Here is a 16,194-nt window from a genome sequence, read left to right as displayed (position 1 = left end):
ATTGCGCGAATTGCAGCGAGTAATCTGGGATAACTAGACCACGGCCCGGCCCGCGGCAGACAGCCTTTCGCGCATCATAGCGCGCAACTCCTCCGGCCCATCGATCCTCACCTCGCCACCCCAAGTGAAGAGGTGCTCGGCGATCTCGCGCAGGCCGCCGGAATTGAAGCGCACGACCAGCTCCTTGCCGTCCTGCTCGATCACCTGCAGCGGATGGAAACGCCAATTGCGCGCGCGCTGCGCGCTTTCGGGAGCAACGCGCAGGACGATGTCGTGTCCCTCCTCGCGCCAGATGCCGAAGCTTGCGCTCATCCACTCATCGAGGTCCCAATCCTCGCCCGCCGCGCCGGGCTGATTGCTGACCCGCGCTTCGGTGATCCGATCGAGGCGATAGGGTGCTGGCTCCAGATCACGGCCCGGAATCTTGCCGATCAGGTAGGTCGCAGGCCCGTGGATGAGGCCGAGCGGAATAACCCGTCGCCACTTCGGCTCCACTGCACCATCGGCGAGGTAATCGAATTCGAGGCACATCCCTGCCATCATCGCGCCCTGAACTTGCGCAACGGTCTCAGGCGAGTGTTCGATCATCGGACCAGCGGGGACATGATGTCGCTGAAGGCGGACAAGCGGATCGAGGTCGGGCGCCATGCGGCTTTTCACTTCGCGCCTGAGCCCCGCCTGCACCTTGCCGAGAAGACTTTCGAGCAGCGTTGCCTGCGCCGATCCCGCCTTGCGCGCCGTATCGGCGAGCGATTGCAGGGCGGCAATCTCGGCGACATTGGGCTGGGTGAACGGCGACGGCAGCGCGCCTGGGATGCGAAAACGCTTGTGGCGGTCGTCGACGCTTTCCTCGAGATCGAAGTGGACGAGGATGAGATCACGCAGCCGCTCGGCGGTGCGACGGTTGGCGCCGATCACCGCGGCCATCTCGTCGAGCGTAAGACCTTCGGCGCTTTCCCCGAGCGCCTTTACCAGTGTCAGCAGCCGGTCGAGCTTTGCGTTACGTGCCATCAGCGCGGTACCCCACTGTCATCACTGGCGGCACAGGCGCAATCATCTCGGGCGGCATGACCAGCCCGCGGAGTGCTTCCACGAGAACCTTCTCGTCCAGCGAGACGTCCGCCGTCGCGATCCTGAGCCGCTCGCTGCCGCCGGCCATGCCGAACTGTGCACGCTCGGCGCAGCCCTGCCCCGGCAGACCCGGATAGAGCAGCATCAGCTCAGCCGTGCGGTAAAGCCGGGCGTAGGCCATCAGCTGATAGACATCGGACTGGCTCACCCCGTGCTTGCGGTCGAGCGGGTCGAGGCTCAGCTTCTTCCACTTGGTGTCGATGATGGCCACGATCTCCCGGCCACGCCGTAGCATGATATCGGGCTTGGTGCGGAACACCTCGCCGCTTTCGAGATGCGCACCGGTGAAGGTGCCAAGGCAGGCGCGGTGGCCGCCCTGGTCGATCACCTCGATCCCGCTCCCCACCAGCGCCCGGCGGAGTAGCACCGCGATGTATTTCTCAAACAGGTCGTTCATCGGGAACAGCAGGGTCAGACCCTCGGGGGCCTTGGTCTGATGATGCGTGGCCTGCCAGTCGCGCTGGAGCAGCAGGCGGGCGAGCCGGAACAGCGCCTCCCAGCGCCGATTGGTGCGATCGATCCGCACAGCTTGCCACGGTAGTCGCGTGATAGGCATCAACGGGATATCAGCCAAGGCATGACGAAGTTCGTCGAGCTTGCGCCGGGTGCCGAGCGAGCGCGTGTGACGCGCAAGGAACACGGTCGCTGCCGCCATGATCCGCATCAACGGCGTGTCCGCCTCCAACTGATCGAAGCGGCAGGCGAGCCGGTCGGGGCGCACCGCATTCCGGGTGAACTGGCGGGTCACATCAAGCCGGCCGCGCAGGGCAGAGAGGTCCTCCTCGCATTGACGATAGGCCCGCGGCAGGCCGCGCCTCACCTCGGCGAGCAGCCGCGTGGCAAAGGCATCGATCAGGATTTCAAGGAGGGTATTCTTCTGCCGCGCGATGGCGGCTTCGGCCCCGATATCGAGGTTGAGGCCGAGCGCCACGTCGAGCATCCGCACGAGCCGATCGCGGACCTTGCCCTCGGGTTCCCCAAGCGCAGTGTCAGGATCGACCTTCGGCAGGATCTCGAGGCTGCATCCCTTGGCCGAGACCATCCCCACCATCTGGCGGGCAATGATCCTGTCACGGCCAAGGACGAGGATATTGGTCGCATCATCATGCGCCAGCGGGTGCTCACAGGCAGCGGCATGGAGCGCATGGGCGTGCTCGCGGGTCAGTCCGCGCTCGCCGAACTTGGCGTGCCCCCACTCGTGGATCGTCAGGTGCGTCACGGCGCGAAGACCTCATGCACCGCGCGAGCGTGGTCGGCCGCCTCTCCGGTGAAGCAGGCCAGCCACCCGCGCCAGGAGCAGGCAGCGAAGCGCACCCGATTGCCTGCGACGATGCCGTGAAAGTCCTCGATCTCGCGGCGGTGGGCGAGGAAAGCTTCCTGTGGATTGCGGCAAGCATCCAGCGGCTCGGCGTAGAGATAGACCAGCACGGGCGACAGGCCCGACCGAGAGCTTTCGGTTGCAAGGCCGAGCGCGTGCTTCACCAGCTGCGCGGCATCGAGATGCTTGTAGCGCCGAGGTTCGGCCCGCAGCAGGTCGCGCATGGCGCACCAGCCCTGCATGCCCTCACCCCAAACATCGCGGTCATAGGCCTCGGCCAGCTCTGCAACCTTGCTGTCGCGATAGGGCTCGTAGCGCTTGGACTCGATGCCAATCAGGTGGGTCTCGGTCCACACCACCGCATCGAGCCACGGATGACGCCCGCCGCTCCAAGGGAAGCGCAGTTCGCGCTCGATCTCCACGACGGTGACAGGGCCGCCAAGGTCTGCGACGGGTGGGAAGAACGGGCAATCACCGGGCCGGTCCAGAAACCACCCAAAGCCATTCGCTGCCAAGGCCGCACTGCTCTGCGGGCTGGCGAACTTGCCGCTGGCGATCTCGTTGCCCGCAGCACGCCCATAGATTGCGCGCACCTTATCCTCGGGCACGCCGGGCAGAAAGATCGGCTGCGCCCCGCTCAAGCTTGGTCCTCCAGATCGGAGGACGATGCGGCGCGCGCGGACACGAGCCGGGTATAGGCCCCCTCATCGAAGTAGGAGCGCACCCGCCAACTCTTTAGCGGTTCCCCGCCCTCGCCCATCGGATCCTCGATAATCTCGCAGGTTAGGAAATTGCAGCCCTTGTCCTTCTCGCCTAGCACGGCTGCGAGCCGGTTCCAGTCGTCGAAGAAGTACTCCTGCAGGAGCGGGATCACCTTGTCGCGCATCACCGCATCAGCGTCAGCCTTGGTCTGGCAGCCGATGAAGAACGCGTGACCTATGCGGTGATCGCGGTCGACGAGGTATTCGATCCGTCGGTTCATGGTGTTGAGGACGTCGCTGAGCGGAAGCCCGGTCGAGTTCTCCGCAGCGACGAAGGCCGCGATCGACGTGTCGGGCGCCATTTCCTCGAACCGGAACCGCCGGCGCAGCGCGGTATCGAGCAGGGCAATCGACCGGTCGGCCGTGTTCATGGTGCCGATGATGTGGAGGTTGGCGGGCACGCCAAACTCGCGCTTCGAATAGGGCAGCCGGACCTTCAGCGCATTCGGCATACCGAGGCGCTTGTCGGGTTCGATTAGCGTGATCAGCTCGCCGAACACCTTGGATACGTTTGCGCGGTTGATCTCGTCGATGATCAGGACGTGCGGCAAAAGATCACCGCCGTCCTGGCCGATATCGCCCTCGCCATCAGATGCGCTGTTGAGCAAGCGCTCGAGGACCTGCAGGTTCAGCCGTGTTCGTGGCAGCTCATAGATCGTGTCGAGGCTGAAGCGTGTATCGGGGCTGAGCTCCCCCACCGGTACGCCGTCCGGATCGCTCCACAGCCAAGCCACCTTCCGGCGGTGCGAGTATCGGCCGTCCGGGCGCGGCGCATATTCGTAGTCCCCTTCGACGATCCCGATCGCCCTGAAGGCATTCAGACCCTTCGATGCAACGATAATGTCGCCGATCTTCAACTGATTGCGAAAGCGGTCGGGGGACTTCACCATGCCCATCTGGGAAGTGATGCGTTCATCCGGGAATCGGGCCTCCAGTTCGGCAAAGATGGCGTCGCGATTGGCAAACCGCGGATCGCTCCAATCAACGTCCCTGAACCCGAAGATCGCATAGCCTTGTTCAAGCGAGTCCTCGAAGACCCAGGCACTGTGCGGATCGTTCGACTGGCCCAGCGACATCTTGAATATGGCGCGATCATCGAGCGCGACGCGCTCGGCGCCGCGCTTCACTCGCATCTGTGCTCTTTCGGCAATCCGAGCGAAGACACCGCTCTCGGGCTTGAGGTTGAAGCCGCCAGTCTCGCTCGTGCCGTCAGCTTCTGGCCTCAGTCCCTCAACAAATTCTTCGTAGCTGAAGCTTTGGTGGAAGGTGACCATTTCGATCTGGCGGGCGTCCACCAGTTCACGGTACCGCAGCATCAAGGCGTCACGGCCCTCGGCCGTATCGGGATAGGCCGCCGCACCGTCACACAGGCGAACCGCCTCGAGTGCAGTACGGTAGGTTTTGCCCGTTCCCGGCGGGCCATAGAGGATGAGGTTCGTGGGTTGCATGGTCGGCATCTCGTCGCTTGCACCGGCACCGAACAGCCGGTCGCGCCAGAAGGGATCGTTCAGAAACAGGGCGTGGTCTTGAGGCTCGCCATCGAGCAGGAACCGCCGCAACTGATCGGCGTAAACGCTGTCGCCGGGCTCGCGCAGCTTCCAGACCGCGTCGTTGTTGGTGTAGAAGAACCAGGTGCGCGGTTCCGGCAACACCTGCCAGTCGACACCGACACGGAGGCCATCCTCACTTATCTCAGTGATGGTGCCCTCGGCGCGGAAACGCAGCGCGGTGACAATCCCCGTCCCGACATCGAAAGGTAGATCGCGGGCGCGGGGCACGAAGTCCTTGAGGAAAATCCGGTCGCCGACCTGCATCTCGCGGACGCGGCGGTTGTTCGCGCTGCCGGTGTCAGTGAGCAGGCTCCATTCGGCCCGCTCGATAAAGCGTGGCAACCCGTCTTCCTGCCCCCACAGCGAAGTGACCATCCAAACTGTGGCGGGGGCGACTGGTTGGGTTTTGCCGAAGGCTTCCCGGCAGGTGACCCAAAGAAAACCCTGCACATCCCACATGTCGCGTGGATGCCACCCCCATTCATCGTCCATGATCCGGAATATCTCACGTGCCATGGAATTCACGCGTGCGAGCTCCCCGCGCGACAAAGGAGCATAAGCGAAACCAGCTTCATTGGTGAGAAGTTTCAAGGCGAAGTCGGTCGGACTCGAGCGGATCGGGAGAATTTCGTCAGGCTCGATCAGCGCGCGAAGCATGGTCGGGAACATACGGCTTTCGGCATAGGGCTTGCTCGCCCGCCCATCAGACATGGCCGGCCATAGAGCATCAAGATAGGCAAAGATCGCTTCGCCCCCATTCTCGGCACGCGCAAGGCGAGCGGTCGCCCGCTCCGCAAGGCCGGGATGCTCTGCGCGGACCTCGTCGATTACCTTCTGAGCCCGCCAGTCAATCAGGTTGCAAGGCAAACCGGCACGACCTGCCAGCAATTCGATCAGCGCGGCACCGAGATCTTGCTCGCTTCCGTCTGCCATTACTGTGAGCAGGCTTTGCGCTTCTGACGCAATCGCAGCCTTGTAGTCGCCCTCCGTCGCAGCGAACTCTGGACTATCATCGAAGCTGACGAAGTCATGAAATTTCTTAAGAAATCGGGACTTCAACCGATCTAGCGCTGCACGATCGAGCACTGTCTCGCTTCGCTCATCAAGTCCAAATCGGTATCGGATGGTAGAGCTCGGCTTGTCGCTGCCGATTGGGCTGTGGCGCTCGAGCAAGGTCACGCCGGCGACCGCAGCAAAGCGCTTCCCCTCAAGTGCCGAGCAAACAATGGGCATGGCGTTCGCAAGCCCCATCTCGCGGTGCACGTCTCCCGAGATGATCTCAATCGTTGAGGCTCCTTCCAGACGTGCCGGGGCGATGTGAGCGCGTAGAACGTGCTGGCGGATCTGCTCCGCAATGCTGGTCTGATCTGTCTCCTCAAGGAACCGGCCGTATTGCCCCAACCAGCTCCGCCAACTGGACAGGCGATTATGTGGTGCTTCGGACTCTGGCATCAGAATTCGGTAGCGCTCGCCTCCTGCGACGAAATCGGCACGGATGCGAGAGATTTCCTCGCGAATGTCTTCAAAGCTATGAGCCTTCCACGCCACTTCGAGATCAGCATAATCGAAGCCCAGTTCCGATAGCTTGCGCTCAATCGTTTTTACCGCATAGACACGTGTATTGCGTCCAGCTTGCGTGTTCGCGCCGTTTGCCTCGAGCCAGCTCCGAAATTCTTCTTCCCTCAACCGTTCCTCCTTGCCATTCCGCGCGAGCCAATTGCCAAGCCACAGATCTTCAGAAGCTTTCTTAAGGTCACAGTAGCTATGGCAACAAGGCCTGCTGAGCAGGCTGGCGTCCTCCAAGCGCCCGCGCCACCGCAACCATCGCCCAAGTGTCGCGCGCGCAATAGGCTTTGAGCGCCTCTTCCAGCGCCTCCCGCCGCAGCGGATCGCACGCCGGATCGGCAGCTTCGAACCATGCCGCCTGCGCATCGCCCCCGTCCTTTACTTCGAGCGCGCCGTAATCGAGTTCAGCGGCAATCGTCGGGAGCACCGCCTTGATCGACCAGCTCCCACGCTGGTCGCGGTGGTACCAATGGTTGCGAGCGACAGGCAGCAGATCGACGGTCGCCTCCGCCATAACTTCGAGACGCGGGGCGAGATCGGGGAACGAAGCTGCCAGATCGCGCAACACGCTGCGCTCGAAGGCCGCGTTATACGCAATGATCGTCGCGCCCGCGGGGATGTGCTCCACCAACGCCTCAGCACAGGCCCGGCGCGGATCGGTGCCGTCGCAGCTCAGGAATTCGTGGTGCGTCATGCGACCGCCGCGCCGCTCGAGGTGGAGCGAGAACTGGAACGGGATCTGCTGATATGGGCGCGTGCCGACCCAGCGCGGAACCGCAGCAGCGACAGTCTCGAAATCGAGCCAGGCGCGCGGCCAGCCCCATCCCGCCATCGCTTTGCGCGCACCTTCCGCGTCGTGAAACGGGATGCCGTCGCGGGTCGCGGCAAGGATGCGGGCGTGGCGGTCGTTGAGGTCGGCTTCGGCGAGATCGAGCAAATCCTCGACTCCGCGCTCCAGCCAGCGCTTGCCGCCGCCGTAGGGGAGCAAAGTCACGGGCCATTCCGGGCCCTGCGGGAGGTCGCGGCTGCAATAGGCAGCGAACTCGCACGCGAAGGGCGCGCTGCAATGATCGCCCATCTCGCGCTCGGGTTCCTCGCCGGACAGCGTAGCGCGCGCCTCAGCAACCAACGCCGGGCGGGTGGCAATGGTCCCCTCCAGATCGGCGAGCAGATCGGCATCGGTGAACAGCCCGGCATAATCACCCTCTCGGGTGAGGACGAAGGTTGTGTCGATATGGCGGATGGCGGCGCGTTTCAGTTCGATCCCCGCCTCGCGCATTACCCAGACCTGCGTAGCGAGATCGCCGCGGTGGTAGTCCTTGACCTTGCCCGAGCTCTTGACCTCGGCAGCTACCCAGCCCCCGCCTTCGACCTTTTCGAGCACATCGACGCGCACCAGCACACCGTCATGTTCGAAGGTCGCTTCGAAGATTGGGCCGGGATGCCCGCCTGCAATGAGAGAGGAGGTCTTGGCCAGCGCCTCGGAAAGAGACGGCGGATCGACCATCACACCGCCTGGATGAAGCGCACAGGCGATCTCACCAACGGCATTACCGGTCGCAAAGCGCGCTTCGGCGCCCTCGTCCTGCTCGGCGAGCTCAGGGCGATGCGTCGCAAGCCATAGCTTCTTGGGACATTGCTCGAAGGCCGTGATCTTCGATTTGGAGAGGCCGAAACGGCGGGTGGCGGTGCTAGTCTGCATCATGGTCCGTTTCCTACAGCGATGATGCGACAGAAACGGTCATTCATTCCTCGGTGACGGAATGGAGCGGCGTTGCTCGGTCTGGAGCGATAGTGTTCGAGAACCACAGCCCCGACAAGATTTATCTCTTGTTACCAGATGCTTCTTTACAGCCCAAGGGCCGGTGACCGAAATCGGCAGCAAAGAGATGCATGTGATGAGAGTAGTCCTCGGGATCGACGCGGCATGGACGGATAAGAACCCCTCGGGCATTGCCGTCGCAATTGAGGAGCCGGAAGGCTGGATGCTCAAAGGTGCCTTCCCATCGGTCGAGCACTTTACAGCCCAAGCGCACAAGCGGCCAGCGCCCGAGAAACCCTCCGGCGGCGTCGGGCAGGCCCGCGACTTGCTCGAAGCCACGCGCGCATTGGCGGGCCGCCTGCCTGATCTGGTCGCGATCGACATGCCCATGGCTCGTGAGCCGATCACGACACGGCGCGCTTCGGATGATGCGCTATCACGGGCCTATGGTGCCAGATGGTGCGCCGCTCACAGCCCCAACGCCCAACGCCCGGGCCCCATCAGTGATCGCTTGCGCGAGGGTTTTGGCGAGGCGGGATACCCGCTGTGCGTCCGCGAAATCGCGACGCCGGGCCTGATCGAAGTCTACCCGCACCCAGCCTTAGTCGAGCTCTGCGACGAGCCCAAGCGTCTGCCCTACAAGGTCGGCAAACTGCGGTCCTACTGGCCGAAATCCAAACCGGAGCACCGGCGGCTTCTGCTATCCGACGAATGGAGCTCGATCGGCACGGTGCTTGAGCCCTATCTTCAGGGTGCCGGAGCCTTTTGCAGCACCTCCGAATTGACCACGAAGCAGCTCAAGTCGCAGGAGGACATGATCGACGCGATCATCTGCTGCATCTGCGGGATCCGTGCCCTTGAGGGCGGAGCAAAGCCGATGGCCGGCGACGACCTTTCTGCCATCTGGGTTCCAATGGCCGACCCCGTCATCCAATCGCGGACGCTTTTGCCCAGCAGCCCCTTCTCCGATCGCGCCGAGCTGCGCAGGGAGGTCTGGCACGACAATCTGGAAGATGACGAGGAGCTGGCAAAGTACCTGTAAGGCAGCGATGCCGTGTGGCGTTCAGCCGGGCCGCTTTGCCTTCGGCGAACCTGTCTGCTTCGGCCGGATGTAGACCCTCAGATTGTCGCGTCTGACCTCGAAGGCTTCCGACTTCTCGATAAGCGTGAGCAGCTTCGGGCATCCATATGTCCGAGGGTCGAAGTCGGGCATCAGCGCGGCAAGCCGCGTGCCCACCGCCCCCAGAAAGTGCCATCCGTCAACATCGTCGATTTGGCTGATGGCCGTGCGGATGTGGGGTATCGCTGCGGTCGGCGGCATCTTGGACGATCCACTGACCGCCCCGTTCCCTACCGCCTCAGCCCCGGCAGGCACCGATCCGTCACCCGGCGGAAGCAGGTTCTCGGTATAGATGAACCGCTTGCATGCCCGGCGGAAGCTTTCGGGGGTTTTGTGTTCGCCGAAGCCGTAGACGTCGAGGCCCTGTTCTCGGATGCGGGCGGCAAGCCTCGTAAAGTCGCTGTCCGACGAGACCAGGCAGAACCCCTCAAATCTGCCACTATGAAGCAGGTCCATCGCGTCGATGACCAGCGCGATATCCGAAGCGTTCTTCCCGACCGTGTTGGCGAAATTTTGCTGGGGGATGATTGCGTAGGTCGCCAGCACCTCAGACCACCCCTTGAGCCGCGTGCCCGAGAAATCGCCATAAATGCGCCTTGCGCTTGCCTCGCCGATGGTCGCGATCTCCTCGAAGATCGCCGCTGCTGTCCGCGGCGATGCATTGTCGGCGTCGATCAGGATTGCGAGGCGCTGGGGGCGCTCAAGTTCGGTGGCCATCCCGCCTAGTAGCTGCTTTGTCCTAACATCTTGTTTCGGCGAGTGGCCCAGACGATCCACTTGAGGAGAAGCGCGCGCTGTTCGTCCGTCAAAGAGCAAATGCCGGCAACCGTGTCGGCTATGGTCTTGGGCTTGAACTCTCTCCCCGAGCGAAACGCCCGCCTCAAGAGGCGGATCGCACAAATGATCGCTGCGGCAGGAAGCCCGTGAAGCGGCGGCTCGCTCGGGTCGAGCGGGCTGTCGCCGTTTTGATCACGAAGGCGCTTCTCCTGCCTTACAGCCTTTTCGACAATGATTTGGGTTCGCCGCGCACGCTTCAATTTATGCTCACTTTGCGAGTCTTTATTCTTCGGGCAAGCTATAATATTATCATCATTCTTATGCCCCCTCCAATCGATTGAATAGGCGTTTATAGGTCCGGCTATTATTTGATACCAAATTTGTTGGAGAGATTTTTTATTTTTTGAGCGAGTTTAGTAATGTCCGCATTATTGACCAGACTCACTTTCATCAGATTCTTATTATCTTTGGGGCATTTGAGTGCGCGCGGAAATCGAGCGTTCGACACTGGTCATAGATCTGAGCCGGACCCCGCACCGATGGAGGATGGGCGAGCATGCGCCAGCTCTCGTCCATTCGAGCAGAACCTTGCCTGATGCCGTTAGTGGTAGTGGCTGACCTCGCAGTTATCGACACAACCCTTCGCGGAAGGTGGCATCAGCGAGGGACACGCCGCCGCAGACCGGGCGTGCGGCCTATCATCGATTTGCAGGGGTCCTGCGCCTCGTGAACCTTGGATCACCGCCAAAGCGCCGATCGGAATGTCCAGTTGCGCGGGGATGATCCTGCGCAAGACAGGTGGATACCCGAAATTTTTGAAGGCCGGTCTTGCACGTCATGCGAGAGCGATTCATAGCCGCCTGGTCATGGCCACTAAAGGGTACCACGACGGGGTACCACAGGATTTTGACTCGAAGAAAAAACCGTTACTTTTCAGAAGCTTGAACTTCAAGAAAAAGTTGGCAGGGGTGACAGGATTCGAACCCGTGGCCCTCGGTTTTGGAGACCGATGCTCTACCAGCTGAGCTACACCCCTGCACTGGCGGAAGCGGCCCCTTATCCGAGGCTCGCGGGTTAGGCAATCCTCTTTGCCACGGGGCGACGGGCGTTGTATTGTGCAGCGCAACCATGCACGCCCCCCAACGCCCTCCGATCCCGGTCGAGACCCTGCTTCTCGCCTATCGCAGCGGGATCTTCCCGATGGCCGACACGCGCGAGGATACCGAGGTGTTCTGGGTCGAACCGCGCGACCGGGCGATCATTCCGCTTGGCGGGCTGCATATCTCCAAATCGTTGCGCAAGGTGATCCGCGCCGACCGCTTCCTGGTCACGGTCGACCGGGCGTTCGAACAGGTGATCCGCGCCTGTGCCGCTCCGCGCGCCGAGCATCCCGAGACCTGGATTTCCGAGCGGATCGTGCAGTCCTATCTCGGCCTCCATCGCGCCGGAAACGCCCATTCGGTCGAATGCTGGCTACCGGGCGAGGATGGCTGGCCGCAGCTCGTGGGCGGGCTCTATGGGGTCGCGTTCGACCGGGTGTTCTGCGGCGAATCGATGTTCAGCCGGGTGCCCGATGCAAGCAAGGTCGCGCTCGCATGGCTGGTGGCATTGATGCGGCGCGCGGGCTACGCGCTGCTCGACTGCCAGTTCATGACCGATCATCTGCGCTCGATGGGCGCGACAGAACTCGCGCAGGCCGATTACCGGCGGCTGGTTGAGCGGGCGCAAGGGCAGCCGCAGTGCAGCCTTGTCGAAGCCTGGCGTGTTTTCGACGGCGGTTATGCGGCGGGCGTGGCGGCGGCGGCAGGGGCCGGAGTGGCCGGGGCCGAGGGGCGCGCGGCTGGCTTGCCCGAAGCGTCCGCCTTGGGCGAGGCCGGGCCTTCTTCGCCCGGGAAGCTCATAATGCAGTCCTTGATCCAGACATCATAGACCGGGTGTTCGACCACGTTGAGGCTGGGCGACTCCCGAAACAGCCAGCCCGAGAACACCCGCGCGTGCTGCGCCGCGCCGCGTTCGCGGATGTCAACCTGCACGAAAGCGCCGGTTTCCTGCGGCATTTCCCACGGCGCGGTACGCTCGCAGGCCGAGACGCGCACGATCACCGGGCCGATCTCGCGCGCCTCGCCGGGCTTTAGTTTCAGCTCTTCGGAGACGTTGTTGCGCTTGTTGAGCAAGCCGAGCACCGCAACACGCTCGTTCATCGGCGTTGCGCCGTAATCATTGCCGGGGGCGACGGACGAGGAGGCAGAGGGCGCTGCCGCCGCCGTTGCATCGTCAAGCGGAACTTCGACCGATTCGCCCTCGGGCGCCGTGAAGTAATCGCAGGCCGAAAGCGCCAGCGAGGCTGCCAGCAGGCTTGTCAGAGCAGCGGCGCGCACCCCTTTGCGCCTCAGCTGTCCGCGCTGCCGGGGGTCCAGGCCTCGTAATCGCCGACCGCACGGGCACGCTGCCCGCCGCGCTCCAGAGCGCCTTGCGGGACATAGGCTGCCATGGTGCCGGTGGCGTTGGGGGTGTAATCGGCCTCCCAGATGCGCGGCGGGGGCAGGTGGCTTTCGGGCACATCGTCATAGGTGCCGTGCAGCCAGCCGTGCCATTCGGCCGGCACGCGGCTGGCATCATTGGCGCCGTTGTAGATTACCCAGCGCTTTTCGCGGCTGGTATAGGAGCCATCATTGGCCCCGCCCGCCCTGCTGCGCTCACGGTAATACTTGTTGCCCGCAGCATCGGTGCCGACGTGCTCGCCCTTGGCGCGGCTGGCCCAAAGGTGGGTGCCGAGCGTGGCACCGTCCCACCAGGTGAAGATCTTTGCGAGGATTCCCATGGGGGCTGCGCCTAGCGGATTAGTACCGGCGCGCCAAGATGGGATTGGAGTGGGCGGACAAGCTCGGTCCGCCAACGGACGGACCGCAAGGCCGACCGGCCGCCCGCAGCGATGCGGCCTTCAGGCCGCGTGAGCGAGGATTTCGCGCGCCGGATGGCGTGCGGAACACAAAAAACTCCGCGCGCAGGCGGGCACGCAAACTAGAACACCACCTTATCGCCCGGCACGATCCCCAGCGCCGCCGCGCGGCCTGCGCGCAGTTCGAGCACCGCGCTGGCCGACCCCTTGGAGCTGACCGAATCGAGCGAATAGGGCGTGGTGTTCGCCGCAATATTGGCGATCCGCCCGTCCGGCCCGATGAAGATGATGTCGAGGCTGAGCGGGGTGTTCTTCATCCAGAAGCTGCGCGGCTGCGGCACGCCCGAGGGGAAGATCATCCCCTCGAAATCGCCCAGCTGCGTGCGGAACATCAGCCCGCGCGCCTGCGCCTCGGGGCTGGCGGCGAGTTCAACCTTGAAGGCGATTTTCTTGCCGCCACGATCCACCGTCAGATCGATCACCTCAAGCCCCGAGACCGGATGGATCGCCGGGGACGCGGCTGGTGCGGGCGTCTGCGCCGTCGCGGTCGCACCGCCGCCCGGCGAGCAGGCCACCAGCGCTGCCAGCGCCCCTGCAATCAGCATCTGCCTTACCATTGTTCGTCCATCCCTTCGTCAGTGGCGGCCTCGGCCAGCCAATCTTCGACATCCTCGGGCCGGGCGGCGGCGAGGATGACTTTCACATGGTCATACTGGTGGCCTGCGCGCAGCATTGCTGCAACGGCTTTTTCGTGGGCCTTGCGGGCGGCAAGCGGATCTTCGGGCGCGGCGCCCCACGGCCCGATCCTGCGTTTCTGCGCCATCAGCATGGCGGCACGGCGGCTCGCGGCCTCCCCCGGCGCATGGGCCGTGCGCACCGCCTCGCCAACGCCGGCATGGCGCAGGCTTTCCTCGACCCGCCTTGCACCATAACCGCGCCCGCCCAGATCGCGGGCGCGCATCCGGGCATAGGCATCATCATCGACATAGCCGAGTTCCACCAGCCGAGCGACAAGCGCGGGAATATCGACCTCTATCGTCCGGCCATCTGCATCCTCGGCCAGCCCGCGCTCGCGGATCTTGCGCCCGAGATAGGCCTCGAGGCGCGCGGCGGTGGTGGCAAAGCGGGCGGCATAATGCAGCGCCAGATCGCACAATTGCGCCTCGCCCAGCGGCGGTTTCACCCGTCTGGCATCGCGGCGCGAGGGCCGCTCATCCTGTCCGGCCCCACGACCGAATGATGACGAATTCGCTTTACGTGAAACCATTTCGCCTTATTCGTGCCACTTTCCTTATCAAATGCGAAACATTGGACGCCGCCGGACTATGCCCGGCGACACGGGGTTATGCCAGAGCGCGGGAGGGACAACACCATGAACCGCGCCGCAACTTACGGGTATCGCTGAAAAATATGACCGACGCCGCTTTGACGCCGACGCCGAATGACTGCGATCTGCCGCGAATCCGTGCGCAATTTGCAACCTTCAACGAAGCGATCGACTATGCCGCGCAGAGCCTGAAGGGGCTCAACTTCCACGATATGCGCGGGGAGCTGGCGCGGGTTTATCCCTATTCCGCCATGCGCGAAGATGCGCTGGTGATGGCGCGCCGCCTGATTGTAGCCGGCATCGGCAAGGAAGACCGCGTTGCCCTGATCGCGGAAACCGGCGCCGATTTTGCTGCGCTGTTCTGCGCCTGCGTCTATGCCGGGGCATGGCCGGTGCCGCTGCCGCTGCCGACCAGCTTTGGCGGCAAGGAGAGCTTCATCGACCAGCTCGCCGTGCAGCTGATGAGCTCGGACCCCAAGCTGCTGCTCTACCCCGAAGAGATCGCCGAAATGGCCGAGGCCGCCGCCGCGCGGCAGGGTTGTGCGGCGGAAAGCTGGCAAGCGTTCGGCGAGCGCCCCGCGCCCGAATGCGAACTGCCGCAGGCCAGCCCGGACGATATCTGCTACCTGCAATATTCCTCCGGCTCGACCCGCTTCCCCACCGGCGTTGCCGTCACCCACCGTGCGCTGCTGCATAATCTGTATGGTCACTCGACCACGATGAACCTCGGCGAGAATGACCGCTGCGTCAGCTGGCTGCCGTGGTATCACGACATGGGGCTGGTCGGCTGCCTGCTGTCGCTGATCGCCAATCAGGTTTCGGGCGATTACCTGAAGCCCGATGCCTTCGCGCGCCGGCCTCTCGCCTGGCTCGATATGATCAGCCGCAATCCGGGCAACACGCTCTCCTATTCCCCCACCTTCGGCTACGACATCTGCGCGCGCCGCATCTCCAGCCAGAGCCAGGTGGCCGAGCGCTTCGACCTGTCGCGCTGGCGCATCGCGGGCAATGGCGCGGACATGATCCGCCCGGACGTGATGCAGAACTTCGTCAACGCCTTTGCCGAAGCGGGCTTCAAGGCCTCCTCCTTCACCCCCTCCTATGGCTTGGCCGAGGCGGTGCTCGCCGTCACCGTGATGCCGCCGGGCGAGGGTATCCGCGTCGAACTGGTCGAGGAAGAGCGGCTCTCGGGCGCCCCGCGCGATCTCTCGCGTCCGGCCCGCTACCGCGCGATCGTCAATTGCGGCAAGGCGCTGCCTGACATGGAAGTCGCCATCAAGGGCGAGAATGGCGAGCGCCGCGGCGATCATCAGATCGGCAAGGTGTGGTGCCGCGGGCCGAGCGTCATGCACTCCTATTTCCGCAACCCCGAGGCCACCGAGGACTGCCTCGTCGACGGCTGGCTCGACACCGGCGACATGGGTTACACCGCCAATGGCTATCTGTTCATCGTCGGCCGGGCGAAGGACATGATCATCATCAACGGCAAGAACCACTGGCCGCAGGATATCGAGTGGGCGGTGGAGCAGCTGCCCGGCTTCAACCACGGCGACATCGCCGCTTTCGCGATCGAAATGGAAAACGGCGAGGAAGCCCCCGCGGTGCTGGTGCACTGCAAGGTCTCCGACCCGGAAGAGCGCGTGCGCTTGCGCGACCAGATCGCCGACAAGGTGCGTTCGGTCACGGGCATGAGCTGCATCGTCGAACTGGTGCCGCCCCGCACCCTGCCGCGCACCAGCTCGGGCAAGCTTTCCCGCGCCAAGGCCAAGAAGCTCTATCTGGCGGGCGAGATCGTGCCGATCAGCCTTGCGGCTTGAGCAATAACCTGAGGAGGAATGCCGTGTCAGACATTCCTCTTGCATCGCTCACCGGCCGGATCGCCATTTTCTTCCGCCCCAGTGGGCGCTGGGCTGTATGCCATGCGCATGGGCCTGCTGCGACCGGTTCCGCAACTGGGTGGCTGAGGCGGCTGTTTCAGCGCCT

At 63.7% G+C, this 16,194-nt stretch carries 13 protein-coding genes, 1 tRNA gene and 1 pseudogene; 3 read left to right on the top strand and 12 right to left on the bottom strand.

The genetic code is table 11. The features are described 5' to 3' along the window. Window positions 1–33: 33 nt before the first annotated feature. The 5 genes from PS060_RS07690 to PS060_RS07670 form a co-directional block, all read right to left on the bottom strand. A complete protein-coding gene (locus PS060_RS07690) occupies window positions 34–1,011 on the bottom strand; it encodes a helix-turn-helix transcriptional regulator (protein ID WP_273986625.1) in 978 nt (325 codons plus the stop codon). Continuing rightward, window positions 1,001–2,350 (bottom strand): McrC family protein, encoded by a 1,350-nt coding sequence (locus tag PS060_RS07685; RefSeq protein WP_273986624.1) that lies wholly within the window; start codon window positions 2,348–2,350, stop codon window positions 1,001–1,003. Before PS060_RS07685 ends, PS060_RS07690 begins: the two co-directional genes overlap by 11 nt. Next, window positions 2,347–3,090 (bottom strand): PGN_0703 family putative restriction endonuclease, encoded by a 744-nt coding sequence (locus PS060_RS07680; RefSeq protein WP_273986623.1) that lies wholly within the window; start codon window positions 3,088–3,090, stop codon window positions 2,347–2,349. The genes PS060_RS07685 and PS060_RS07680 overlap by 4 nt, the downstream gene beginning before the upstream one ends. Next, on the bottom strand, window positions 3,087–6,446 hold the full coding sequence (locus tag PS060_RS07675; RefSeq protein ID WP_273986622.1) for an AAA family ATPase: 3,360 nt from the start codon (window positions 6,444–6,446) through the stop codon (window positions 3,087–3,089). The genes PS060_RS07680 and PS060_RS07675 overlap by 4 nt, the downstream gene beginning before the upstream one ends. 76 nt (window positions 6,447–6,522) lie before the next feature. Then, window positions 6,523–8,031, bottom strand: coding sequence for a DUF2779 domain-containing protein (locus PS060_RS07670; protein ID WP_273986621.1), 1,509 nt, complete (start codon window positions 8,029–8,031; stop codon window positions 6,523–6,525). A gap of 160 nt (window positions 8,032–8,191) precedes the next feature. Here PS060_RS07670 and PS060_RS07665 point away from each other — a divergent pair, with 160 nt between their 5' ends. Next, window positions 8,192–9,130 carry a DUF429 domain-containing protein gene (locus PS060_RS07665; protein WP_273986620.1) on the top strand — a complete coding sequence of 313 codons (939 nt, stop codon included), beginning with the start codon at window positions 8,192–8,194 and terminating at the stop codon, window positions 9,128–9,130. A gap of 21 nt (window positions 9,131–9,151) precedes the next feature. Here the strand turns inward: PS060_RS07665 and PS060_RS07660 are convergent, their stop codons facing one another. The 3 genes from PS060_RS07660 to PS060_RS07650 all read right to left on the bottom strand — a co-directional run bounded on the left by PS060_RS07660 (window position 9,152) and on the right by PS060_RS07650 (window position 11,021). Then, a complete protein-coding gene (locus tag PS060_RS07660; RefSeq protein ID WP_273986619.1) occupies window positions 9,152–9,925 on the bottom strand; it encodes an NYN domain-containing protein in 774 nt (257 codons plus the stop codon). Window positions 9,926–9,930: 5 nt separating this feature from the next. Continuing rightward, entirely contained in the window at window positions 9,931–10,245 is a 315-nt protein-coding gene (locus tag PS060_RS07655; RefSeq protein ID WP_273986618.1) for a hypothetical protein, read from the bottom strand. A 700-nt stretch (window positions 10,246–10,945) separates the two neighbouring features. After that, window positions 10,946–11,021: transfer RNA gene (locus tag PS060_RS07650), tRNA-Trp, on the bottom strand. Between the two features lie 92 nt (window positions 11,022–11,113). On the opposite strand from PS060_RS07650, the gene aat reads away from it, so the two are divergent. Then, a complete protein-coding gene (gene aat, locus PS060_RS07645) occupies window positions 11,114–11,914 on the top strand; it encodes a leucyl/phenylalanyl-tRNA--protein transferase (protein WP_273986617.1) in 801 nt (266 codons plus the stop codon). Window positions 11,915–11,949: 35 nt separating this feature from the next. On the opposite strand, the pseudogene PS060_RS07640 reads toward aat, so the two are convergent. The 4 genes and pseudogenes from PS060_RS07640 to PS060_RS07625 all read right to left on the bottom strand — a co-directional run. Next, window positions 11,950–12,186 (bottom strand): annotated as a pseudogene (locus PS060_RS07640) (DUF2155 domain-containing protein); the annotation flags it as partial. Between the two features lie 188 nt (window positions 12,187–12,374). Continuing rightward, window positions 12,375–12,806 carry an NADH:ubiquinone oxidoreductase subunit NDUFA12 gene (locus PS060_RS07635; protein ID WP_273986615.1) on the bottom strand — a complete coding sequence of 144 codons (432 nt, stop codon included), beginning with the start codon at window positions 12,804–12,806 and terminating at the stop codon, window positions 12,375–12,377. A 200-nt stretch (window positions 12,807–13,006) separates the two neighbouring features. After that, window positions 13,007–13,501 carry a DUF192 domain-containing protein gene (locus tag PS060_RS07630; protein ID WP_273986614.1) on the bottom strand — a complete coding sequence of 165 codons (495 nt, stop codon included), beginning with the start codon at window positions 13,499–13,501 and terminating at the stop codon, window positions 13,007–13,009. Next, window positions 13,495–14,067 carry a regulatory protein RecX gene (locus PS060_RS07625; protein ID WP_273986613.1) on the bottom strand — a complete coding sequence of 191 codons (573 nt, stop codon included), beginning with the start codon at window positions 14,065–14,067 and terminating at the stop codon, window positions 13,495–13,497. Before PS060_RS07625 ends, PS060_RS07630 begins: the two co-directional genes overlap by 7 nt. 227 nt (window positions 14,068–14,294) lie before the next feature. Between PS060_RS07625 and PS060_RS07620 the strand changes: the two genes are divergently transcribed. Continuing rightward, window positions 14,295–16,028, top strand: coding sequence for a fatty acyl-AMP ligase (locus tag PS060_RS07620; RefSeq protein WP_273986612.1), 1,734 nt, complete (start codon window positions 14,295–14,297; stop codon window positions 16,026–16,028). The last annotated feature ends 166 nt before the right edge of the window (window positions 16,029–16,194 follow it).

Origin of the sequence: Erythrobacter sp. BLCC-B19 (genome assembly GCF_028621955.1) — a bacterium.
Classification (GTDB): domain Bacteria; phylum Pseudomonadota; class Alphaproteobacteria; order Sphingomonadales; family Sphingomonadaceae; genus Erythrobacter.
This window is presented reverse-complemented; position numbering and strand designations above follow the sequence as displayed.

Coding starts and splice junctions, on each gene's coding strand:
- PS060_RS07690 (WP_273986625.1), bottom strand. CDS start 1,011: ATGGCACGTAACGCAAAGCTCGACCGGCTGCTGACACTGGTAAAGGCG.
- PS060_RS07670 (WP_273986621.1), bottom strand. CDS start 8,031: ATGATGCAGACTAGCACCGCCACCCGCCGTTTCGGCCTCTCCAAATCG.
- PS060_RS07660 (WP_273986619.1), bottom strand. CDS start 9,925: ATGGCCACCGAACTTGAGCGCCCCCAGCGCCTCGCAATCCTGATCGAC.
- aat (WP_273986617.1), top strand. CDS start 11,114: ATGCACGCCCCCCAACGCCCTCCGATCCCGGTCGAGACCCTGCTTCTC.
- PS060_RS07635 (WP_273986615.1), bottom strand. CDS start 12,806: ATGGGAATCCTCGCAAAGATCTTCACCTGGTGGGACGGTGCCACGCTC.
- PS060_RS07630 (WP_273986614.1), bottom strand. CDS start 13,501: ATGGTAAGGCAGATGCTGATTGCAGGGGCGCTGGCAGCGCTGGTGGCC.
- PS060_RS07620 (WP_273986612.1), top strand. CDS start 14,295: ATGACCGACGCCGCTTTGACGCCGACGCCGAATGACTGCGATCTGCCG.